This is a genomic window from Stenotrophomonas sp. YJH_SMC_130 (genome assembly GCF_059369035.1).
Genome location: NZ_JCAFSH010000009.1, coordinates 111,682 through 132,281, shown reverse-complemented (window position 1 = coordinate 132,281; position 20,600 = coordinate 111,682). Strand labels below are relative to the sequence as shown.

Sequence of the window (20,600 nt, the reverse complement as noted above, 5' to 3'; positions counted from 1 at the left end):
CACGGACGACGCTCGCGCGGGGCCATGCCGGCGAAAGCGACGGTGTCTCAGTACCCCGCCGCGGTGAACGCGTCGAGCACCGCGTCGCGAAGCGCATCAGGCAACGCCTCGATGTCCATCGCACGATCATCCAGGTGCAGGGTGGGATCCAGGATGCTGGCGCGGCCCTGGGCCAATGCCTGCAACCACAGCAGCACGCAGATCACGAACTCGCGCTCATGGCCCAGCTGCAGCTGGCTGGCGCCGCGCTCGACCACTTCGAACGGGTACCACTCCTGGCTTTCATTGAACGTGCCGCCCTGCTGCAGCACCGCCTGCAACTGCTGCAGGTGGCGCGGGGCGTCGTCGCCGGCATCGCACAGCGCGGCGATCCAGGCCAGTTCGGCCGCGCTGGCAGACAGTGCCAGCGACCGCGCCGGTGAGGCGGATGCAACTGCAGCCAGACCATCCATGTAGGGCCTCGTTCGGTACGTGCCGCTGCGGACTCCCCCGCACCCAGAGCTTCGGGGGGCGTGCGTAAGGCCGATGTGAATGCCGTGCCCCCTTGTCAGCGATGCCTGGCAGCGCCATATCTACCGGGCTGCCCGCCTGCCGGGCCCGTACCCTGGAGACCTGCCGTGACCGTTGCCAACCCCCTGCTCGATTTTTCCGGCCTGCCGCGCTTCGAGGCGATCCGCCCCGAGCACGTGGCGCCGGCGCTGGATGTGCTGCTGGCCGAGGCCGAAGCCGCCGTCAGCGCAGCCGAGCAGGTGCAGCCGGTCACCTGGCAGACCTTCGTGACCCCGCTGGACGATGCCACCGAGCGCCTGTGGCGCGCCTGGGGCCTGGTCGGCCACCTGCAGGGCGTGGTCAACACCCCGGAGCTGCGCGAGGCCTACAACAGCAACCTGCCGCGAGTGACCCGCTTCGCCAGTGCGCTGGGGCAGAACCTGGCGCTGTATCGGCAGTACCAGGCGCTGGCCGCCAGCCCGGAGGCGGCGCATTTCGATGAAGCCCAGCGCAAGGTGCTGGACAACACCCTGCGCGACTTCCGCCTCGGCGGCGCCGAGCTGGCGCCCGAGGCCCAGCAGCGTTTTGCTGCGATCAAGGAAGAACTGTCGGCGCTGTCGGCGAAGTTCTCGCAGAACGTGCTCGACGCTACCGATGCCTGGTCGCTGATCATCGAAGACGAAGCGCGGCTGAAGGGCCTGCCGGAAGACGTGAAGGCCACCGCGCATGCCGCAGCACAGAAGGACGGCAAGGCCGGCTGGAAACTGACCCTGCAGATGCCGTGCTACCTGCCGGTGCAGACCTGGGGCGAGGACCGCGACCTTCGCGAGATCCTGTACCGCGCCAGCGCCCAGCGTGCGTCCGAATTCGGCGATGACGCACTGGACAACAGCGGCAACATCGACCGCATCCTTGCCCTGCGCGCCGAACTGGCTGCGTTGCTCGGCTTCGATTCGTACGGCCATTACTCGGTGGCGACCAAGATGGCGCAGGACCCGGCCGAAGTGCTCGGTTTCCTGCGTGACCTGGCCGCGCGTGCCAAGCCGTTCGCGGCCAGGGACCGCGCCGAGCTGGAGCAGTTCGCGCGCGAACAGCTCGGCATCGACAGCCTGCAGGCCTGGGACCTGGCCTTCGCCGCCGACCGCCTGAAGCAGGCGCGTTACAGCTATTCCGAGCAGGAGGTGAAGCAGTATTTCACCGAGCCGAAGGTACTGGGTGGCCTGTTCTCGGTGATCGAGCAGCTGTACGGCCTGCGCGTGCAGGAGGACAGCGCGCCGGTGTGGCACGAGGATGCGCGCTTCTTCCGGTTGGTCGATGCGCAGGGCGCGCTGGTTGGCCAGTTCTACCTGGACCTGTACGCCCGCGAGGGCAAGCGCGGCGGGGCGTGGATGGATGATTGCCGCAACCGTCGCGTGCGCACCGACGGCAGCGTGCAGACGCCGCTGGTCTACCTGGTGTGCAACTTCGGCCGCGGTGCCAACGGCAAGCCGGCCACCTTCAGCCACAACGAAGTGACCACGCTGTTCCATGAGATGGGCCACGGACTGCACCAGCTGCTGACCCGCATCGGCGAACTGGGCGTGGCTGGCATCAACGGCGTGGAATGGGATGCGGTGGAGCTGCCCAGCCAGTTCATGGAGAACTTCTGCTGGGAATGGGACCACCTGCAGGCGATGACCGCGCACGTGGACAGTGGCGAGCCGCTGCCGCGCGCGCTGTACGAGCGCATGCTGGCCGCGCGCAACTTCCACAGCGGCATGGCCACCGTCCGCCAGCTGGAGTTCGGCCTGTTCGACATGCTGCTGCACAGCCAGTTCGAACCAGCGCAGGACAGCGTGCTGGCGCTGCTCGACCGCGTGCGCGCGGAAGTGGCGGTGAACCACCCGCCGGCCTGGAACCGCTTCCCGCACCAGTTCAGCCACATCTTTGCGGGCGGTTACGCCGCGGGTTACTACAGCTACAAGTGGGCCGAGGTACTCAGCGCCGACGCCTATGCCGCCTTCGAGGAAGCGCCGCAGGCACTGGCTGAAACCGGCGCACGCTTCCGTGATGAGATCCTGTCGCGCGGTGGCAGCCGCCCGGCGGCGGACAACTTCAAGGCCTTCCGCGGCCGTGCGCCGCAGATCGATGCGCTGCTGCGCCACTCGGGCATGGCGTAAACGCAAAAAAACGCGGTGCATCCCGGTAGCGCCGGGCCATGCCCGGCGAGCGCGCAGCGCGGCGCGGCAAGAAGAGCCGCCGGGCATGGCCCGGCGCTACCGCACAGCGGTCATTCGGCGTAGATCATCTTCCGGGTCATGCCGCCGTCGACGATGAAATCCTGGCCGGTGCTGAAACCGGACAGTGATGACAGCAGGTACACGGCCAACGCACCGATGTCCTCCGGCTGGCCGACGCGGCCGACCGGGTGTTGCGCATGGTCGGTGGCCGAATACTCCGGTGCGTGTCGGCGTGAGGGTGCCTGCCACTCGCAGGTGCCGATCCACCCGGGACTGATGCTGTTCACCCGCACCGCCGGGCCGCTGCTGATCGCCAGCGCATGGGTGAACGCCACCAGTCCGCCCTTGGCTGCGGCATAGGCTTCGCTGTGTGCTTCGGATTGCCAGGCGCGGGTCGAGGCGATGTTGATGATCGCACCGGCGGCGCTGGTGGTCAGCGCCGGCAACGCATGCTTGCTGCACAGGAACGCGCCGTGCAGCGAAGACAGCCGGCGCTGCCACTCGTCCCAGTCCATGTCCTGCAGCAGCGTGCCGTGCGGGCTGGCAATCCCCGCGTTGTTGACCAGGCCGTCGATGCGGCCGAAACGCTGCAGGGCCACGGCGATGAAGGCGCGCACGCTGGCTTCGTCGGTGATGTCCAGGCGCTGGAACACGGCATCCTCACCACGCTGCCATTCCGCCAGGCACGCCTCGCCGGCCTCCACGTCGAGGTCGCCGATCAGCACGCGGCCACCGGCGCCGAGCACGGCCTGCGCGATGCCACGGCCGATGCCGTTGGCGCCGCCGGTGACCAGCACCACCTTGCCCGACAGCGGCGCGGCCGGCCAAGCGGCAATCGGCGGCACCGTGCTCACGACAGGTCTTCGCCACGCAGGCGGCGATGCCAGCCGTCCACGCCGATGCGGTCCAGGGTCTGGATGTTGCGCTCGACGATCACGTCCGGATCCGGATAGACGTCCACCGCGCGCGCCACGCTGTCTTCGCGCAGCAGGTGCAGGGTGGGGAAGGGCGCGCGATTGGTGTAGTTGCTGGCGTCGTCCGCGGCCACGCCGTCGAACTGGTAGTCGGGGTGGAAGCTGGCCACCTGCAGGATGCCCTGCAGGTCCAGCGCCTCGATCGCCGCGTCGGCGTTGTCGAGGAAGTCGTTGTAGTCGAGGAAATCGGTCAGCACCTGCGGATGCACGATCAGCGTGGTATCGATCTGCTCGGCCGGCGTATCGCGCAGCAGGACCAGTTCCTCGGCCAGCTGCTCAACCAGGGCTTCCGTCGTGGTCGCATCGCTGAGCACGATGCGGACCTGGTCCTTCACGTAGACCGCCTTGGCGAACGGGCACAGGTTCAGGCCGATGACGATGCGTTCCAGCCACAGGCGGGTGGCGGCGATCGGGTCCTCGGTGGGCAGTTGGGCGTCGGTCATGGCGGGCACGTCGGCTGGCGGGGCGGACATTGTAGGCGCGTCGCTTGCAACGCACCGTCTTACCGCAGGTGCCGGCGCCGGGCCATGCCCGGCGGCCAGATCAATCGCGGAAATTGTTGAACTGCAGCGGCAGCTCGAACTTGCCGGCCTTGAGCACGGCGATGGCGTCCTGCAGGTCATCACGCTTCTTGCCCTGCACGCGCAGCTTGTCGCCATTGATCTGGCTTTCAACCTTCAGCTTGGCCTCCTTCAGCGCAGCGGCGATCTTCTTGGCGATCTTCTGCTCGATGCCCTGCTTGACGGTGATCTTCTGCCGGGCCTGGGCCAGGTTGGTCTCGATGTCGCCGAATTCGAGGCTGAGCACATCGATGCCGCGCGCGGCCAGGCGTGCACGCAGGATGTCGTTCATCTGCTTGAGCTGGAACTCGGTCGGCGCGAACTGGTTGATCACATCGCCATCGCGTTCGAACTTGGCATCCACGCCCTTGAAATCGAAGCGGGTGGCCAGTTCGCGGTTGGCCTGGTCGATGGCGTTGGTCAGTTCGTGGGTGTCGACTTCAGACACGACGTCGAAGGAAGGCATGGGCGATGCTCCGCAGGATTCAGTGGCAGCCATTCTATCGCGAGGGCCCCATGCCCGCCCTTTGTAGAGTCGAGCCATGCTCGGCGGCTTTGTGAAGGGCAGCCGAGCGTGGGCTCGGCTCTACAGAAAGCGACGACCGGGCGATAATGGGCCATGAACGTGCAACGCTCCCCTTCGCGTGCGGTGGCCTGGATGGTCGCTGCAGTCGCCTGTTTCTCGCTGATGGACGCTGGCATGAAGCAGCTGTCGGCCAGCTACCCCACCCTGGAAGTAACCTTCCTGCGCGGCGCGGCCTCGTTGCCGTTCGTGCTGGTCTGGGTGCTGGCCAGCGCCGGGCCGCGTTCACTGGTGCCGCGCCGCTGGGGGCTGCACCTGCTGCGTGGTGCGCTGGGCATGGCGATGATCGGCTGCTTCGTGTTCGCCCTGCGCGACCTGCCGCTGTCCACTGCCTACACCATCTATTTCGTTGCCCCGCTGCTGATCGCCGCATTGTCGGTGCCGCTGCTGGGCGAGCGGGTCGGGCCACGGCGCTGGGTCGCCATCGGGATTGGCCTGGTCGGTGTGCTGGTGGTGCTGCGGCCGGGCGTCGATGGCTTCATCTCGGTGCCGGGGCTGATGGTGCTGGCCGCGGCCACCGCCTATGCCGTAGCCGCGATCACGGTCAGCCTGTTGACCCGCACAGATACCTCGCAGTCGATGGTGGTCTGGTTCCTGGTGATCATGGCCATCGGTGCCGGGCTGCTGGCCCTTCCCGGCTGGGTGCCACTGCAGCTGGCACATGCGCCGCTGATCGGTGGCATGGGCCTGGCCGGGGCGCTGGGCCAGATCGCCCTGACCAGGGCCTTCCAGCTGGGCGAGGCCTCGATGATCGCGCCGTTGGAGTACAGCGGGCTGGTCTGGGTGATCGGTTGGGACCTGGCCTTCTGGGGTCAGCTGCCCGATGGCTATACCTGGGTGGGCGCGGCAATCATCGTGGCTTCGGGGCTTTACCTGCTGCACCGCGAGCGGGTGAACAGGCAGGAGCCGCCGAAGCCGCTGGATCATCCCTGAACGGGTTTGGCCGGGGAGGGGGGTCAGAGCCCCTGCGGGGATCCGACCCCGGAACCCGCGCCGGAGCAGGCACGTTAGAACCAAAAGGAATAACATTCTGGCCCATGGCGCGGGCGCGCGACCGCCTGCGCTGGTAGGCTGCACGCCCCCTTCCGTCACCCAGCCGGTGAGCCACGCCCGTGATCGAGTTCCAGCGCCTGCACAAATCCTATGCCGTTGCCGGCCGCGAGATCAGCGCGCTGCAACCGTTGGACCTGACCATCGAGGCCGGTGAGGTTTTCGGCATCATCGGCCATTCCGGCGCCGGCAAGTCGACCCTGATCCGCATGATCAACCGCCTGGAAGAACCCAGCGGTGGCCGGCTGCTGATCGGTGGTGAGGATGTCACCGCGCTGGACGCGGACGGCCTGCGCGCGCTGCGCCGGCGCATCGGCATGATCTTCCAGCATTTCAATCTGCTGTCGTCGCGCACGGTTGCGGGCAATGTCGCCTTCCCGCTGGAACTGGCCGGCACGCCGAAGGCGGAAATCGACGCGCGCGTGGCCGAGCTGCTGCAGACCGTGGGCCTGGAAGCGCATGCGCAGAAGTATCCGGCGCAGCTGTCCGGTGGCCAGAAGCAGCGCGTCGGTATCGCCCGCGCGCTGGCGACCCGTCCGCAGATCCTGCTGTGCGACGAGGCCACCAGTGCGCTCGACCCGCAGACCACTGCTTCGGTGCTGTCGCTGCTGTCGAAGATCAATCGCGAGCTCGGCCTGACCATCGTGCTGATCACCCACGAGATGGACGTGATCCGCCGTGTCTGCGACCGCGTTGCGGTGCTCGATGCCGGCCAGATGGTCGAAACCGGTCCGGTCACCCGGGTGTTCCTGCACCCGCAGCATCCGACCACGCGCCGGTTCGTCAGCGAGTCGGAGCATGTGGACGAGGGCGCGCTGCACCGTGATTTCGATGCCGTTGGCGGCCGTATCGTGCGCCTGACCTTCCTCGGTGGCGACACCTACGAACCCCTGCTCGGCAGCGTCGCGCGGCAGACCGGGGTCGACTACAACATCCTGTCCGGGCGTATCGACCGGATCAAGGACACCCCGTATGGCCAGCTGGTGGTCGCCCTGGTGGGCGGCGACCAGTCCGCCGCGCAGGCTGCCTTCGTGGCCGCCGGCGTGCACGTCGAGGAGCTGCGTCGATGATCATTGCTGCTGCTGGCGGCTTCTTCCGTCACCTGGATGCGGGCAAGTGGGCCGACATCGGCCAGGCCACCCTCGACACGCTGCTGATGCTGCTCGGTTCGCTGCCGCTGACCCTGGCCATCGGCCTGCCGCTGGGCGTGCTGCTGTACCTGTTCGGCGCGCCACAGATGAAGCGGAGGCCGTTCGCCTATGGCGCGCTGGCACTGGTGGTGAACCTGCTGCGCTCGGTGCCCTTCATCATCCTGATGATCGTGCTGATTCCGGTCACGTTGTTCCTGATGGGAACCTCGCTGGGCGTGCGCGGCGCGATCGTGCCGCTGGTGATCGGCGCAGCGCCGTTCTATGCGCGCCTGGTCGAGACCGCGCTGCGCGAAGTGGATCGAGGCGTCATCGAGGCGACCCAGGCGATGGGCGCCACCACCTGGCAGCTGGTGACCCGCGTGCTGCTGCCGGAAGCGCGCCCCGGCCTGATCGCCGGTGCCACCGTCACCACCGTGGCCCTGATCGGCTTCACTGCGATGGGCGGTGCGATCGGTTCCGGTGGCCTCGGCGACCTGGCTTTCCGCGATGGCTACCAGCGTTCGCACACCGACGTGGCCCTGGTCACCGTGGTCCTGCTGCTGGTCCTGGTGCAGCTGCTGCAGATGCTCGGCGACCGCCTGGTCGCGCATTACAGCCGCAAGTAACCCGGTGCCGGGCGTCGCCCGGCGTCGTTCGGGTAGCGCCGGGCCATGCCCGGCGGCGGCATGACGCAATCGATCCATTGAAAACCTGAATCACCGAACCGGGACTGGCAGCACATCCAGTTGCTTGGTATATTCCGTGTGACGTAATACGTTTTGCGGAATGATCCGGTCCTTCCGTTGCAAGCACACCCGCGCCTTGTTTGAAGGCCACTGCGTGCGCGCCTGGCTGCCGATTCGACGGGCAGCGGAACGCAAGCTGCAGATGCTTGACTCGGCACAGACGCTGGCGTTCCTGCGCAGTCCGCCCGGCAACCGGTTGGAGGCACTGGCTGGCGACCGCAAAGGGCAGCACAGCCTGCGAATCAACGATCAGTGGCGGCTGTGTTTCATCTGGACCGACAGCGGTCCGCAATCCGTGGAAATCGTTGACTACCACTGAGGCATTCGCCATGAAGCCAACCAACAATCGCATGCGGGCCATCCATCCCGGCGAGATCCTGCGAGAGGAGTTCCTTTCCCCGCTGGCTCTGAGCGTGAATGCACTGGCGAGGGAACTGGATGTTCCGGCCACCCGCCTGCATGCCATCGTCCATGGCGAACGTGCGATCACCGCCGACACTGCTGCCCGGCTGGCGCGCCATTTCGGAGGTGATGCCGCATCGTGGCTGGCGCTGCAGGCGACTTACGACTTGAAGACGCTGCCCACGCTTGGCGAGATCGAGCGCCGCGTGCAGCCGCGGGCGGCGTAAGGCACGTCACGTCCGCCGGGCATGGCCCGGTATCGTTCAGGTAGCGCTGGGCCATGCCCGGCGACGCTTTCTCAGCGCACGTTCGGGACTTCGTAGCCCAGCTTGCCGACCTGTTCCGGATGCTGCGGCACGCGCTTGAGCTTGTCGGTGTTCACGCCGTACTCGTCGCGCAGGCGCTCGGCCAGCTCCTTGTACAGGGCTTTGTCCATGTCCGGCGTGCGCGAGAAGATCCACGCCATCTCGCGGCCCGGGTAGCCGATCAGTGCCCACGAATAGTCCGGGGCGACGTCCAGCACCCGGGAGTGGGTCGGCACCACGCGGTAGAACCAGGTGCGCCAGCCGTGGTTGCCGCTGTCCGGGTCGACGCTGGCGCGTGCGCGGATCTCCTGCAGGGGTTCGCCGAAGCCGTCGCGGTAGCGGTAGGTGATGCCGACCTTGTGCTCGTCGCGCAACTCGTACTCGTTGACGCTGGCGACGTGCCCGCGTTCGATGAAGTTCGGCACGCGGCCGATCACGTACCAGGTGCCCATGAAGCGCTTGAGGTCGATCGGGGCATCCGGATCGGCGCGCGGGGCGCTGGCACGGGGTGATGGCGGCTCACCGACCGCCATGGCGGGGCCCGCCAGGGACAGGGCCAGCAACACGGCGCAGAGCGGGCGGATCGAAGTCATGCGGGAGCGGGCTCAGGAGGGCTTTGCCTGAGCATGGTCGACTGAGCGTGCGCGATCCGTCAATGGTGTCGCAATCTGTGAGAAGGGGCTTGCCCAAGCTGTGTTGCATTGTCTACCGGAGAAGGCCCATGAACACACGTTCCGTCCGTCACCCTGCAACTGAACGCATCATCGAACGCGCCGACCCGCGCCTGCTGCGTGGCGTGCGGCAACTGGTGCTGGCCGGACTGGCGCTGGTACTGGTCTGGCCAGCGGCACGTGGCAGCAGCGCGTGGTTGGGCTGGCTGCCGATGTGGCTGATCGGCATGCCGCTCGCGGCCTGGTGGGCGCTGTTGCGCTTCCCGCTGCCGCGCCTGTCGCGGCTGCCGAAGGTGCGGCGTACCGGTGGACAGGCGCGTCGCCGGCGCGGCCCGGCGGCCACGGCCTGACCTTCGACACGGGGGAGGCCGCGGCATTCCGTGCTAGCGTTCCACGGCTTATGACTGCCTGGAGCTGCAATGTCACGACTCGCTTCCGCCTGCCTGTTGGCCGGCATGATGACCGCTGCCTCGGTGGGGACCGCCGTGGCCGCTGAAGATACCGACCGCTACGCCTGGCTGGAGGACGTCACCGGCGACAAGCCGCTGTCCTGGGTCAAGGAACAGAATGCCAAGTCCGAGGCGCGCCTGGCGCAGACCCCGGCCTTCAAGCAGATGGAGACCCGCATCCGCGAGGTGCTCGACTCCGATGCCAAGATTCCGGGCGTGCAGAAGATCGGCGACTACTACTACAACTTCTGGAAGGACCAGCAGCACGAGCGCGGCCTGTGGCGGCGCACCACCCTGGCCGAGTACCGCAAGGCGTCGCCGCAGTGGGAGACCGTGCTCGACCTGGATGCGCTGAACAAGGCCGAGGGTGAGAACTGGGTCTGGCACGGCGCCGATTGCCTGCGCCCGGATTACAGCCGTTGCCTGATCGCGCTGTCGCGCGGCGGCGCCGACGCCGACGTCACCCGCGAGTTCGACCTGGCCAACAAGACCTGGATCAAGGACGGCTTCTTCCGTCCGGAGTCGAAGGGGGGCCTCAACTGGGTCGACCGCGACACCGTGTTCGTCTACACCGACTTCGGTGCCGGCACGATGACCACGTCCGGCTATCCGCGCGTGGCCAAGCTGTGGAAGCGCGGCACGCCGATGGCCTCGGCCACCGTGGTGTACGAAGGCAAGCCGGAAGACATGTACATCGCGGCGATGCACGATGACACCCCGGGCTTCGAGCGCAACCTGGTCAGCCGCACGCTGGCGTTCTACAACAACGAGCTTTACCTGCGTGGCGACGACGGCACGCTGACCAAGATCGATGCGCCGAATTCGGCCGAGAAGGGCCTGCACAAGCAGTGGCTGACCCTGGAGCTGCGCGATCCGTGGACCGTGGGCGGCAAGACCTATGCCTCCGGTTCGCTGCTGGCCACCCAGCTGGACGACTTCCTGGCCGGCAAGCGCGACTTCGAGGTGCTGTTCACCCCGACCGCGACCACCTCGCTGGCCAGCGCCACCTGGACCAAGAGCCATCTGGTGCTGAACGTGCTGGACGACGTCAAGAACCGCCTGTCGGTGCTGACCCCGGGCGCAGATGGCTGGAAGACCAGCCGCTTCGTCGGCGCCCCTGCCTTCGGCACACTGGGCGTGGCTGCAGTGGACAGCAATGACAGCGACGCGGTGTGGCTGACCGCCACCGACTACCTGACCCCGACCACGCTGGCCCTGGCCGAGATCGGCCAGGCCCCGGAAACGCTGAAGACCATGCCGGCCTTCTTCGATGCCAAGGGCAAGGTGATCGAGCAGCACTTCGCCACCAGCAAGGACGGCACCCGCGTGCCGTACTTCGTGGTGCACGACAGGGCGATGAAGCTCGATGGCTCCAATCCGACGCTGCTGTACGGCTACGGTGGCTTCGAGATCTCGCTGACCCCGAGCTATTCCGGTGGCATGGGCCGCGCCTGGCTGGAGAAGGGCGGCGTGTACGTGGTGGCCAACATCCGTGGTGGCGGCGAGTACGGCCCGCGCTGGCACCAGGCGGCGCTGAAGCAGAACCGCCACAAGGCCTACGAAGACATGGCCGCAGTGGCGCGGGACCTGGTCAAGCGCAAGATCACCAGCGCCAAGCACCTGGGCGTGCAGGGCGGCAGCAACGGTGGCCTGCTGACCGGCAACATGCTGACCCAGTACCCGGAGCTGTTCGGTGCGGTGGTGGTGCAGGTGCCGTTGCTGGACATGAAGCGCTACAGCCACCTGTTGGCCGGTGCCTCATGGATGGCCGAGTACGGCAACCCGGATACCAGTGACTGGGAGTTCATCAAGACCTTCTCGCCGTACCACCTGTTCAACGCGAAGAAGAACTACCCGCCGGTGCTGTTCACGACCTCGACCCGCGACGACCGCGTGCACCCGGGGCATGCCCGCAAGATGGCGGCGAAGATGATCGACGCCGGCAAGGACGTGACCTACTACGAGAACATCGAAGGGGGGCACGGCGGCGCCGCCAACAACGCGCAGGCCGCGCACATGTCGGCGCTGGCCTACAGCTTCCTGTGGGAGCGGTTGGGCGGCAAGTAAGCAGAACGGAAAACGCCGCCCCAGGGCGGCGTTTTCCGTTATCGGGTAGCGCCGGGCCATGCCCGGCGCGCGCGTAGCGCGGCAGGATGCCGCCGGGCATGGCCCGGCGCTACCGGAAATGCTTCAATCCGCGCGCAATCCGCGCCACCGCCTCCTGCAATCGCGGCACCTCCTGGGTATAGGCCAGGCGCACGTGCTGGTTGGCACGATGGAAGCCGAAATCCAGGCCCGGGGTGAACGCCACGTGCTCGGTTTCCAGGAAATGCGCGCAGAATGCCTGCGCGTCGTCGGTGAATGCACTGACGTCGGCGTACAGGTAGAACGCGCCCTGTGGCTCGACTTCGATACGGAAGCCCAGCTCACGCAGTGCGGGCAGCAGGAAGTCGCGACGCTGGCGGAACGCGTCGCGGCGCTGCTCGAAGATCGCCATGGATTCCTCGCTGAAGCAGGCGAGCGCGGCGTGCTGGGCGATGCTCGAGGCGCTGATGTACAGGTTCTGCGCCAGCTTCTCCAGATCCGGTACTGCGGACGGCGGCGCCACCAGCCAGCCCAGCCGCCACCCGGTCATGCCGAAGTACTTGGAAAAACTGTTCAGTACGAATGCGTTGTCGTCCACCTGCAGCACGCTGGGCGCGTCCAGGCCGTAGGTCAGGCCGTGATAGATCTCGTCCACCACCAGGTGGCCGCCCCGCGCGTGCAGGGTCTGCGACAGTGCAGCCAGTTCGTCGGCGGAAAGCACGGTGCCGGTCGGGTTGGCCGGTGAGGCAACCAGCGCGCCGACGCTGTCGGCATTCCAATGCTGTTCCACCAGGGACGGCGTGAGCTGGTACGCAGTGTCCGGGCCGACCGGCACCAGCTGTGCGCCGCCTTCGACGAGGCGCAGGAAGTGGCGGTTGCAGGGGTAGCCGGGGTCGGCCAGCAGCCAGTGGCGGCCGGGATCGACCAGCAGGCTGCTGGCCAACAGCAGCGCACCGGACCCACCCGGGGTGACCAGGATGCGTTCAGGATCGATGTCCAGACCGTAGTGGCTGCGATAGAAACCGCTGATCGCCTGGCGCAGGGCCGGCAGGCCGCGTGCGGCGGTGTAGCGGGTATGGCCGGCGGCCAGTGCGGCCTGGCCGGCCCGCACGACCGGTTCGGCGGTAGTGAAGTCCGGTTCGCCGATTTCCAGGTGGATCACATCGTGGCCGGCCTGTTCCAGCGCCTGCGCGCGGGCCAGCAGGGACATCACATGGAACGGGGCGATTTCATGGCTGCGCCGGCTGTAGCCCGGCGTGTGGGGCAGGGTACTCATGGATCCATGGTACGCCGGTCGGCATGGCCCATGACGATCCGCAGGGTTGCCGCTTGGCTGCGATTGGGGTCAGATCCCTTTTCGGGAAAAGGGATCTGACCCCGCCGAAGACCATTGCATTGATGCGCCAGGAACCCTACTTCATGAAGTCCACCCTCTGCCTGTTGCTCGCCAGCCTGATGACCACGACTGCTACCGCCGCCACTCCGCCCGTTCCGCCGGACGCCGCCAGGCATCCGCACGTGGTCAAGGCGCCGTTCGGCGCGACCCGCAACGATGACTATTACTGGCTGCGCGATGACAAGCGCACGGACAAGGACATGCTGGCCTACCTGCAGGCCGAGAATGCCTACGCCGATCAGCTGCTGGCACCGCTGAAGCCACTGGAAGACACCCTGTACAAGGAGATCGTCGGCCGCATCAAGCAGGACGATTCCAGCGTGCCGGCGCGCGAGCGCGGCTACTGGTACTACAGCCGTTTCGAGACCGGCCAGGATTACCCCATCCACGCACGCCGCAAGGGCAGCATGGAGGCCGCCGAGGAAATCCTGCTGGACGTCAATACGATGGCTGCGGGCAAGGGCTACTTCAGCGTCGGCTCGATGGAGGTCAGCCAGGACAACCAGTTGCTGGCCTGGGCCGATGATGATGTCGGCCGCCGCCAGTACACGATCCGCTTCAAGGATCTGGCCACCGGCAAGGTGCTGCCCGATGTGATCACCGGCAGCTCCGGCGACCTGGTCTGGGCCGACGACAACCGCACCGTGCTGTATGTCGAGAACGATCCGGAAACGCTGCTCACCGTGCGCGTGAAGAAGCACGTGCTGGGCACTCCAGCCAGCGCCGACACCGTCGTCTACGAAGAGAAGGACGACAGCTTCTACATGGGCATCGGCCGCACCCGCGACGATCGCTTCATCACCATCGGCGTGCACAGCACGGTGTCCTCGGAAGAGCGCTACGCACCGGCCAGCGATCCGACCACCTTCACCGTGCTGGCCCCGCGCCAGCGTGACGTCGAGTACGACGCCGACCACTACGACGGCCGCTGGGTGATCCGCACCAACGACGGTGCGAAGAACTTCAAGCTGGTCACCGCACCGACCGATGCCACCTCGCGTGCGCAGTGGAAGGACTGGATCGCGCATGACGATGCGGTGTTCATCGAAGGCTTCGAGCTGTTCGACAGCTACACCGCCATCGCCGAACGTTCCGAGGGCCTGGAGCGCATCCGCCTGCTGTTCAAGGATGGCCGCAGCGACTACGTGAAGGCTGATGAGCCGGCGTACTCGATGGGCCTGGGCGACAACACCGAGGCCGACACGCCGTGGCTGCGCTACGTCTACACCTCGATGACCACCCCGACCACGGTGTTCGAGCTGAACACCGCCACCGGCGAGCGTCGCCAGCTGAAGGTGCAGCCGGTGATCGGCTATGACGCCTCGAAGTACGAAACCGACCGCGTCTGGATCACCGCGCGCGATGGCGTGAAGGTGCCGGTGTCGCTGGTCTACCGCAAGGGCTACCAGAAGGACGGCAAGGGCGCGCTGTTCCAGTACGCCTACGGCAGCTACGGCATGTCGATGGACCCGTACTTCAACCAGACGGCGGTGAGCCTGCTCGACCGCGGCGTGGTGTATGCCATCGCCCATATCCGCGGCGGCCAGGAAATGGGCCGCGACTGGTACGAGAACGGCAAGCTGCTGCACAAGCAGAACACCTTCAACGACTTCATCGACGTCACCCGCGGCCTGGTCGCACAGGGCTGGGCGGCGAAGGATCGTGTCGCCGCGTCCGGCGGCAGCGCCGGTGGCCTGCTGATGGGCGCGGTGGCCAACCAGGCCCCGCAGGATTACCGGGTGATGGTGGCGCAGGTCCCGTTCGTCGACGTGGTCACCACCATGCTCGACCCGACCATTCCGCTGACGACCAACGAATACGATGAGTGGGGCAACCCGGAGCAGAAGCCGTATTACGACTACATGCTGTCCTACTCGCCCTACGACAACGTGAAGCAGCAGGCGTACCCGGCGCTGTTCGTGGGTACCGGCCTGTGGGATTCGCAGGTGCAGTACTGGGAGCCGGCCAAGTGGGTGGCCAAGCTGCGTGATCACAACACCGGCCCCTACCCGATCCTGTTCCGCACCAACATGGAAGCCGGCCACGGCGGCAAGTCGGGGCGCTTCCAGCGCTACCGCGAGCTGTCCGAGTCGTACGCGTTCGTGCTGCAGCAGCTGGGCATCGCCCAGCCGTAACGGCGAAGGGGTGCCGGGCGTTGCCGGGCACCCCGAACCGTTATCCTTGCGGCCATGAGCCTGCCCGAGCCCTCCGCATCCCGCGATACCGCCACGCCACCGCGCGTGGTGCGTTTCCGCTGGGCGTGGTGGCTGCTGGCCTACGTCAGCCTGGGCACCGGCATCGTCGGCATCTTCGTGCCGGGCCTCCCGACCACCGTATTCATCCTGATCTCGGCGTGGGCTGCATCACGTGGGTCCGAACGCCTGCACACCTGGCTGCTGCAGCACCCGCGCTTCGGCCCGGCCATCGCCAACTGGCAGGCACATGGTGCGGTCAGCCGCTACGGCAAGTGGATGGCCACGATCACCATGGCGGTGTGCGCCTGCATCATGCTGTGGTGCGTGCCGGTCGCCTGGGTGAAGTGGTTCTCGATCGGCAGCATGACCGTGGTGGCGATCTGGCTGTGGACGCGGCCGTTGCCACCGCCCGCGGATTGAGCGCCTGCGGTAGTGCCGGCCGCTGGCCGGCAACCCGATTCCCTGCACGAACCGCTCAGCCGCCAATGGCTATACTCGGGGCATGAAGATCCCCCATCGAAACGCCATCCTGATTCCGCTGGCAGCGGCCTCGCTGCTGCTCCTCGCCGCCTGCGGCAACAAGGGCCCGCTGGTACTGCCGCAGAAGCCGGTGCCGGTGGAAGAAACCGTCGAACCCGCTGCCGAGCCCGCCACCGAGGCGACCCCGGCCGAGGGCCAGGGCGCCGTTGCCCCGGCCACGACCGTCGACCCGGCTGCAACGACCACCCAGCCGGCACCCGCGCCAGCGAAGAAGGCGGGCAGCGGGAATGAGTAAGGCCGGTTCCAGGGCCTTGCGCTTCAGCAAGATGCATGGCGCGGGCAATGACTTCGTAGTGATCGACCTGCGTGACGGCACTGCGCCGCCCACGCCTGAACTGGCCGCGCGCCTGGCCGACCGCCACACCGGCGTCGGCTGCGATCAGATCCTGACCATCGAGGCGCCGCGTGCGGAAGGCTCGGTGGCCTCGTACCGCATCTGGAACGCCGACGGTTCCAATTCCGAGCAGTGCGGCAATGGCGCGCGCTGCATCGCGGCCTGGCTGGTGCGCGAGGGCAGTGCGCAGGGCGATGCGTTCGTCATCGACAGCCCGCTGGCCAGCCATGAGGTGCGGGTGCTGGGCGAAGGGCAGTTTGCGGTGACGATGGGCGTGCCTGCTTTCGAGCCGGCCAACGTGCCGCTGATGGGCTTCGCCCACCCGCGCGAGGAATACCTGCTGCCGCTGCAGGGCGAGAGCGTCCGCTTTGCTGCGGTGTCGATGGGCAACCCGCATGCGGTGATCGAAGTGGGCCTGATCGATGCTGCACCGGTCGAGCGCGTCGGTGCGCTGCTGCAGCAGCACGCGTCGTTCCCGCGCTCGGTGAACGTGGGCTTCGCCCAGGTGATGGGCCCGGCGCACGCCCGCCTGCGTGTGTTCGAGCGCGGTGTCGGCGAGACCCTGGCCTGCGGCAGTGGCGCCTGCGCCGCCGCCGTGACCCTGATGCAGCGCGGCCGCCTGCAGCGCGATGCGCGCATCAGCCTGCCCGGAGGTGACCTGCGCATCCAGTGGCCGGGCGATGGCCAGCCGGTGGTGATGGCGGGCCCGACCGCATTCGTCTTCGAAGGGGAGTGGATGGCATGAACGAAACCGTCGACAAGCTCGGGGCCCATGAAGTCGCTGCCTGGTTGCGGCGGCATCCCGGCTTCCTCAAGCAGTTCCCGGACCTGGCCCTGACCCTGGTGGTGCCGCGCGATGACGGCCCGACCGCATCGCTGGCCAGCTACCAGCTGGAAGTGCTGCGCGAGAAGAACCGCGAGCTGGCACGACGGTTGGCCGACCTGGGCGCCACCGCACAGGTCAATGAACGCCTGGCAGTGCGCACGCACCAGCTGACCCTGGCACTGATGAAGCAGGACAACGCGGCCGATACCCTGCGCGCGATGGCCGCATCGCTGCAGGAAGACTTCGCCGGCGACCTGGTGCGGCTGGTGGTGCATGCGCCGGTGGCCGGGCTGGAACAGGCCGACTGGCTGCAGGTGATTGCTGCCGATGATCCGCAACTGGGCCCGTTCCGCGATTGCCTGAACGACGGCGAGCCGATCTGCGGCCGCCTGCAGCCGGAAAAGAATGCCGTCCTGTACGGCGTGCGCAGCGAGGAAGTGCAGACCACCGCGCTGCTGCCGTTGCCGGGCGTCGGCCTGATCGCGGTCGGCAGCCACGACCCGAACCGCTTCTACCCGGGCATGGGCACGCTGTTCCTGCGCATGATGGGCGACGCCCTGGCCACTGGCCTGAAGCGCTTCCACGACTGAGCAGGACCGGACGACGATGAGCGCGGTACAGGCCTTCCTGCAGCACCTGCAGGTGGAGCGGCGGATGTCGGCGCATACGCTTGACGCCTACCGCCGCGACCTGGACGCGCTAGCGGTCTGGGCCGAACCGCGTGGCGTAGCGGTGGAGGCGCTCGATGCCGATGCGTTGCGCCAGTTCGTCGCCGACGAGCATCGCCGCGGCCTGTCGGCCAAGAGCCTGCAACGCCGCCTGTCGGCCTGCCGCAGCTTCTATGCCTGGCTGCTCAAGCACGGGCGCATCGAGGTCAGTCCGGCAGCGACGCTGAAGGCACCGCGCGCGCCGCGCCGGTTGCCGCAGGTCCTTGACGCCGATGAGGCGGTGCAGCTGGTCGAACTGGAGCCGGAAGGTGACCTCGGCCGCCGTGACCGTGCGCTGCTGGAACTGTTCTATTCCTCCGGCCTGCGCCTGAGCGAAGTCTGCGCGCTGACCTGGCGCGACCTGGATTTCGACAGCGGGCTGGTCAACGTGCTGGGCAAGGGCAACCGCCAGCGCCGGGTGCCGTTCGGGCGGCCGGCACGCGAAGCGCTGCAGGCGTGGCGCGCGGAAAGTGGCGGTGGTCCGGCATCGCCGGTGTTCCCCGGTCGCAACGGGCCAATCAGCCAGCGTGCGGTGCAGATCCGCATCCGCCAGCTGGCGCAGCGCCAGGGCCTGTTCAAGCAGGTGCATCCGCACATGCTGCGGCACAGTTTCGCCAGCCACATCCTGGAATCGTCCGGCGACCTGCGTGGTGTGCAGGAGCTGCTGGGCCATGCCGACATCGCCACCACGCAGATCTATACCCACCTCGATTTCCAGCACCTGGCCAAGGTCTACGACGCCGCGCATCCGCGCGCCAAGCGTCGACGCAGCAATGAGGGCAGCGGAGAAAGCTGAACGTTGCCCCTGCGTCAGCCGGTCGCGGGTGGCTTGAAGGGCGCAGCGCAGTCCCCACCTCTGGTTCTGTCACCCCGGAGGCATCATGGACCCCAGTCAGAACCCCAACGTTTTCCACGCCACCACCATCGTCTGCGTCCGTCGCGGCGAGCACGTGGCCATTGCCGGCGACGGCCAGGTCACGCTGGGCCACACCGTGATGAAGGGCAACGCGCGCAAGGTGCGCCGCCTTGGCCGCGACGGCCAGGTGCTGGCCGGTTTCGCCGGTGCCGCCGCCGATGCCTTCACCCTGTTCGAGCTGTTCGAGGCCAAGCTGGAAAAGCACGGCCAGCTGCAGCGCGCTGCGGTCGAGCTGGCCAAGGATTGGCGCACCGAGCGCCGCCTGGGCAAGCTCGAAGCTCTGCTGGCAGTGGCTGACAAGGAAACCTCGCTGATCATCAGCGGCACCGGTGATGTGATCGAGCCGGAGGACGGCATCATCGCCATCGGCTCCGGTGGTTCCTATGCACTATCGGCCGCGCGCGCGTTGATGGCGCACACCGAACTGGATGCGCGCACCATCGCCAGCGAGGCGATCGGCATCGCCGGCGACATCTGCATCTACACCAACCGCAACGTGGTGGTTGAGGAGCTGTGACCGCTCTTCTGTAGTGCCGAGCCATGCTCGGCAGGGCTGCCCGTCAGCCGAGCATGGCTCGGCTCTACATGCATCTGAATCCGTGAGCACATCCATGTCGAAGATCGAAGTTTCCTCCGCCACCATGACCCCGCGCGAGATCGTGCAGGAACTGGACCGGCATATCGTGGGCCAGCACGACGCCAAGCGTGCCGTGGCCATTGCCCTGCGCAACCGCTGGCGCCGCATGCAGCTGGCGCCGGAGCTTCGCAATGAAGTGATGCCGAAGAACATCCTGATGATCGGCCCGACCGGTGTCGGCAAGACCGAGATCGCGCGCCGCCTGGCTACGCTGGCCAACGCGCCGTTCGTGAAAGTCGAAGCCACGCGCTTCACCGAAGTGGGCTACGTCGGCAAGGACGTCGAGCAGATCATCCGCGACCTTGCTGATACCGCGGTCAAGCTGTACCGCGAACAGGCCAAGGTGCGCGTGCGTACCCAGGCCGAAGAACGCGCCGAAGACCGCATCCTCGATGCGCTGCTGCCGCGTCGTAGCGGCGGCATCGGTTTCGATCCTGAAGTCGCCCGCAACGAACCGTCGGCGCAGGACAACGAGACCCGCATCAAGTTCCGCAAGATGCTGCGCAACGGTGAGCTGGACGAGCGTGAGATCGAGCTCGACCTGGCGGCCAATGTCAGCATGGACATCATGACCCCGCCGGGTATGGAGGAAATGGGCCAGCAGCTGAAGTCGATGTTCGCCAACCTGGGTGGCGGCGCGAAGGCGCACAAGCGCACGCTGACCATCAAGGCCGCGCGTCCGCTGCTGATCGAGGAAGAGGCCGGCAAGCTGGTCAACGAGGACGATATCCGCACTGCGGCGATCGAGGCCTGCGAGCAGCACGGCATCGTCTTCATCGACGAGATCGACAAGGTTGCCAAGCGCGGCGACAACGTGGGCGGTGGCGATGTCTCCCGCGAAGGCGTGCAGCGCGACCTGCTGCCGCTGGTGGAAGGCTCGAACGTGTCCACCAAGTACGGCACGATCAAGACGGACCACATCCTGTTCATCGCGTCGGGCGCGTTCCACCTGGCCAAGCCCAGCGACCTCATTCCGGAGCTGCAGGGCCGTTTCCCCATCCGCGTGGAACTGGGTGCGCTGAGCAAGGGTGATTTCGTGCGTATCCTGACCGAGCCGAAGGCTGCGCTGACCAAGCAGTACGAAGCGTTGCTGGCCACCGAGGGCGTCAAGGTCAGTTTCACCGCCGATGCCATCGAGCGCCTGGCCGAGATCGCCTTCCAGGTGAACGAGCGCCAGGAAAACATCGGCGCGCGCCGCCTGCATACGGTGCTGGAGCGCCTGCTGGATTCGCTCAGCTACGAGGCACCGGACCGCGATGGCGAAACCCTGGCCATCGACAGCGCCTACGTCGATGCACACCTGGGTGAGCTGGTGCAGGACCCGGACCTGAGCCGCTACATCCTGTAACGCCCGATCCGGTCGGATCCCTCGTCACGGCGAGGGCC

At 67.2% G+C, this 20,600-nt stretch carries 22 protein-coding genes; 16 read left to right on the top strand and 6 right to left on the bottom strand.

The annotated features are described in order from the left end of the window. Positions 1–47: 47 nt before the first annotated feature. On the bottom strand, positions 48–452 hold the full coding sequence (locus AC5P5V_RS12730) for a hypothetical protein (protein WP_061479872.1): 405 nt from the start codon (positions 450–452) through the stop codon (positions 48–50). 165 nt (positions 453–617) lie between these two features. Here AC5P5V_RS12730 and AC5P5V_RS12725 point away from each other — a divergent pair, with 165 nt between their 5' ends. Next, a complete protein-coding gene (locus AC5P5V_RS12725) occupies positions 618–2,648 on the top strand; it encodes a M3 family metallopeptidase (protein ID WP_061479871.1) in 2,031 nt (676 codons plus the stop codon). A 110-nt stretch (positions 2,649–2,758) separates the two neighbouring features. On the opposite strand, the gene AC5P5V_RS12720 is transcribed toward AC5P5V_RS12725, so the two are convergent. The 3 genes from AC5P5V_RS12720 to AC5P5V_RS12710 all read right to left on the bottom strand — a co-directional run bounded on the left by AC5P5V_RS12720 (position 2,759) and on the right by AC5P5V_RS12710 (position 4,708). Then, on the bottom strand, positions 2,759–3,562 hold the full coding sequence (locus tag AC5P5V_RS12720; protein WP_134968215.1) for an SDR family oxidoreductase: 804 nt from the start codon (positions 3,560–3,562) through the stop codon (positions 2,759–2,761). Then, the gene (locus AC5P5V_RS12715; protein WP_061479870.1) at positions 3,559–4,125 is read right to left on the bottom strand and encodes a DUF1415 domain-containing protein; all 567 of its coding nucleotides are present in this window, start codon (positions 4,123–4,125) and stop codon (positions 3,559–3,561) included. The genes AC5P5V_RS12720 and AC5P5V_RS12715 overlap by 4 nt, the downstream gene beginning before the upstream one ends. A 100-nt stretch (positions 4,126–4,225) precedes the next feature. Continuing rightward, on the bottom strand, positions 4,226–4,708 hold the full coding sequence (locus AC5P5V_RS12710; protein WP_005419468.1) for a YajQ family cyclic di-GMP-binding protein: 483 nt from the start codon (positions 4,706–4,708) through the stop codon (positions 4,226–4,228). A 153-nt stretch (positions 4,709–4,861) separates the two neighbouring features. On the opposite strand from AC5P5V_RS12710, the gene AC5P5V_RS12705 reads away from it, so the two are divergent. From AC5P5V_RS12705 to AC5P5V_RS12685, 5 genes are all read left to right on the top strand, one after another. After that, complete coding sequence (locus AC5P5V_RS12705) at positions 4,862–5,758, top strand: DMT family transporter (protein WP_019660712.1); 897 nt, start codon at positions 4,862–4,864, stop codon at positions 5,756–5,758. A gap of 179 nt (positions 5,759–5,937) precedes the next feature. Beyond that, positions 5,938–6,945 carry a methionine ABC transporter ATP-binding protein gene (locus AC5P5V_RS12700; RefSeq protein ID WP_005419464.1) on the top strand — a complete coding sequence of 336 codons (1,008 nt, stop codon included), beginning with the start codon at positions 5,938–5,940 and terminating at the stop codon, positions 6,943–6,945. Continuing rightward, a complete protein-coding gene (locus tag AC5P5V_RS12695; protein WP_065196496.1) occupies positions 6,942–7,631 on the top strand; it encodes a methionine ABC transporter permease in 690 nt (229 codons plus the stop codon). The genes AC5P5V_RS12700 and AC5P5V_RS12695 overlap by 4 nt, the downstream gene beginning before the upstream one ends. 214 nt (positions 7,632–7,845) lie before the next feature. Next, the gene (locus AC5P5V_RS12690) at positions 7,846–8,070 is read left to right on the top strand and encodes a type II toxin-antitoxin system RelE/ParE family toxin (protein ID WP_429001060.1); all 225 of its coding nucleotides are present in this window, start codon (positions 7,846–7,848) and stop codon (positions 8,068–8,070) included. A gap of 10 nt (positions 8,071–8,080) precedes the next feature. Continuing rightward, positions 8,081–8,380 carry a HigA family addiction module antitoxin gene (locus AC5P5V_RS12685; protein ID WP_061479867.1) on the top strand — a complete coding sequence of 100 codons (300 nt, stop codon included), beginning with the start codon at positions 8,081–8,083 and terminating at the stop codon, positions 8,378–8,380. 71 nt (positions 8,381–8,451) lie between these two features. On the opposite strand, the gene AC5P5V_RS12680 is transcribed toward AC5P5V_RS12685, so the two are convergent. Then, positions 8,452–9,051 (bottom strand): lipocalin family protein, encoded by a 600-nt coding sequence (locus AC5P5V_RS12680; RefSeq protein WP_134968216.1) that lies wholly within the window; start codon positions 9,049–9,051, stop codon positions 8,452–8,454. A gap of 128 nt (positions 9,052–9,179) precedes the next feature. Here AC5P5V_RS12680 and AC5P5V_RS12675 point away from each other — a divergent pair, with 128 nt between their 5' ends. Beyond that, positions 9,180–9,479: a hypothetical protein gene (locus tag AC5P5V_RS12675; protein ID WP_061479865.1), complete on the top strand. Its 300-nt coding sequence runs from the start codon at positions 9,180–9,182 to the stop codon at positions 9,477–9,479. A gap of 69 nt (positions 9,480–9,548) precedes the next feature. Then, positions 9,549–11,645 (top strand): prolyl oligopeptidase family serine peptidase, encoded by a 2,097-nt coding sequence (locus AC5P5V_RS12670; protein WP_134968368.1) that lies wholly within the window; start codon positions 9,549–9,551, stop codon positions 11,643–11,645. Between the two features lie 109 nt (positions 11,646–11,754). Here AC5P5V_RS12670 and AC5P5V_RS12665 read toward each other — a convergent pair whose 3' ends face one another. Beyond that, the gene (locus AC5P5V_RS12665) at positions 11,755–12,939 is read right to left on the bottom strand and encodes a pyridoxal phosphate-dependent aminotransferase (protein ID WP_061479706.1); all 1,185 of its coding nucleotides are present in this window, start codon (positions 12,937–12,939) and stop codon (positions 11,755–11,757) included. 143 nt (positions 12,940–13,082) lie between these two features. On the opposite strand from AC5P5V_RS12665, the gene AC5P5V_RS12660 reads away from it, so the two are divergent. The 8 genes from AC5P5V_RS12660 (at position 13,083) to hslU (ending at position 20,562) form a co-directional block, all read left to right on the top strand. After that, the gene (locus AC5P5V_RS12660; protein WP_134968367.1) at positions 13,083–15,194 is read left to right on the top strand and encodes a S9 family peptidase; all 2,112 of its coding nucleotides are present in this window, start codon (positions 13,083–13,085) and stop codon (positions 15,192–15,194) included. Positions 15,195–15,248: 54 nt separating this feature from the next. Further along, entirely contained in the window at positions 15,249–15,674 is a 426-nt protein-coding gene (locus AC5P5V_RS12655) for a YbaN family protein (protein WP_061479705.1), read from the top strand. Positions 15,675–15,756: 82 nt separating this feature from the next. Beyond that, positions 15,757–16,029: an LPS translocon maturation chaperone LptM gene (lptM, locus tag AC5P5V_RS12650; protein WP_134968366.1), complete on the top strand. Its 273-nt coding sequence runs from the start codon at positions 15,757–15,759 to the stop codon at positions 16,027–16,029. Further along, positions 16,022–16,873, top strand: coding sequence for a diaminopimelate epimerase (gene dapF, locus AC5P5V_RS12645; RefSeq protein ID WP_061479703.1), 852 nt, complete (start codon positions 16,022–16,024; stop codon positions 16,871–16,873). Before lptM ends, dapF begins: the two co-directional genes overlap by 8 nt. Further along, positions 16,870–17,544: a DUF484 family protein gene (locus AC5P5V_RS12640; RefSeq protein ID WP_134968365.1), complete on the top strand. Its 675-nt coding sequence runs from the start codon at positions 16,870–16,872 to the stop codon at positions 17,542–17,544. Before dapF ends, AC5P5V_RS12640 begins: the two co-directional genes overlap by 4 nt. 16 nt (positions 17,545–17,560) lie before the next feature. Beyond that, positions 17,561–18,457: a tyrosine recombinase XerC gene (xerC, locus tag AC5P5V_RS12635; protein ID WP_134968364.1), complete on the top strand. Its 897-nt coding sequence runs from the start codon at positions 17,561–17,563 to the stop codon at positions 18,455–18,457. 85 nt (positions 18,458–18,542) lie between these two features. Continuing rightward, a complete protein-coding gene (gene hslV, locus AC5P5V_RS12630) occupies positions 18,543–19,094 on the top strand; it encodes an ATP-dependent protease subunit HslV (protein ID WP_005411093.1) in 552 nt (183 codons plus the stop codon). Positions 19,095–19,188: 94 nt separating this feature from the next. Then, positions 19,189–20,562 (top strand): ATP-dependent protease ATPase subunit HslU, encoded by a 1,374-nt coding sequence (gene hslU, locus AC5P5V_RS12625; protein WP_026347094.1) that lies wholly within the window; start codon positions 19,189–19,191, stop codon positions 20,560–20,562. Positions 20,563–20,600: the final 38 nt, after the last annotated feature.

Bases quoted from the DNA above. Each gene is read 5' to 3' on its own strand.
- AC5P5V_RS12670 (WP_134968368.1), top strand. From the start codon at position 9,549: ATGTCACGACTCGCTTCCGCCTGCCTGTTGGCCGGCATGATGACCGCT.
- AC5P5V_RS12665 (WP_061479706.1), bottom strand. From the start codon at position 12,939: ATGAGTACCCTGCCCCACACGCCGGGCTACAGCCGGCGCAGCCATGAA.
- AC5P5V_RS12655 (WP_061479705.1), top strand. From the start codon at position 15,249: ATGAGCCTGCCCGAGCCCTCCGCATCCCGCGATACCGCCACGCCACCG.
- dapF (WP_061479703.1), top strand. From the start codon at position 16,022: ATGAGTAAGGCCGGTTCCAGGGCCTTGCGCTTCAGCAAGATGCATGGC.
- AC5P5V_RS12730 (WP_061479872.1), bottom strand. From the start codon at position 452: ATGGATGGTCTGGCTGCAGTTGCATCCGCCTCACCGGCGCGGTCGCTG.
- AC5P5V_RS12640 (WP_134968365.1), top strand. From the start codon at position 16,870: ATGAACGAAACCGTCGACAAGCTCGGGGCCCATGAAGTCGCTGCCTGG.
- AC5P5V_RS12695 (WP_065196496.1), top strand. From the start codon at position 6,942: ATGATCATTGCTGCTGCTGGCGGCTTCTTCCGTCACCTGGATGCGGGC.
- AC5P5V_RS12685 (WP_061479867.1), top strand. From the start codon at position 8,081: ATGAAGCCAACCAACAATCGCATGCGGGCCATCCATCCCGGCGAGATC.
- hslU (WP_026347094.1), top strand. From the start codon at position 19,189: ATGTCGAAGATCGAAGTTTCCTCCGCCACCATGACCCCGCGCGAGATC.
- AC5P5V_RS12660 (WP_134968367.1), top strand. From the start codon at position 13,083: ATGAAGTCCACCCTCTGCCTGTTGCTCGCCAGCCTGATGACCACGACT.
- AC5P5V_RS12680 (WP_134968216.1), bottom strand. From the start codon at position 9,051: ATGACTTCGATCCGCCCGCTCTGCGCCGTGTTGCTGGCCCTGTCCCTG.
- AC5P5V_RS12710 (WP_005419468.1), bottom strand. From the start codon at position 4,708: ATGCCTTCCTTCGACGTCGTGTCTGAAGTCGACACCCACGAACTGACC.
- lptM (WP_134968366.1), top strand. From the start codon at position 15,757: ATGAAGATCCCCCATCGAAACGCCATCCTGATTCCGCTGGCAGCGGCC.
- AC5P5V_RS12705 (WP_019660712.1), top strand. From the start codon at position 4,862: ATGAACGTGCAACGCTCCCCTTCGCGTGCGGTGGCCTGGATGGTCGCT.
- xerC (WP_134968364.1), top strand. From the start codon at position 17,561: ATGAGCGCGGTACAGGCCTTCCTGCAGCACCTGCAGGTGGAGCGGCGG.
- hslV (WP_005411093.1), top strand. From the start codon at position 18,543: ATGGACCCCAGTCAGAACCCCAACGTTTTCCACGCCACCACCATCGTC.
- AC5P5V_RS12715 (WP_061479870.1), bottom strand. From the start codon at position 4,125: ATGACCGACGCCCAACTGCCCACCGAGGACCCGATCGCCGCCACCCGC.
- AC5P5V_RS12675 (WP_061479865.1), top strand. From the start codon at position 9,180: ATGAACACACGTTCCGTCCGTCACCCTGCAACTGAACGCATCATCGAA.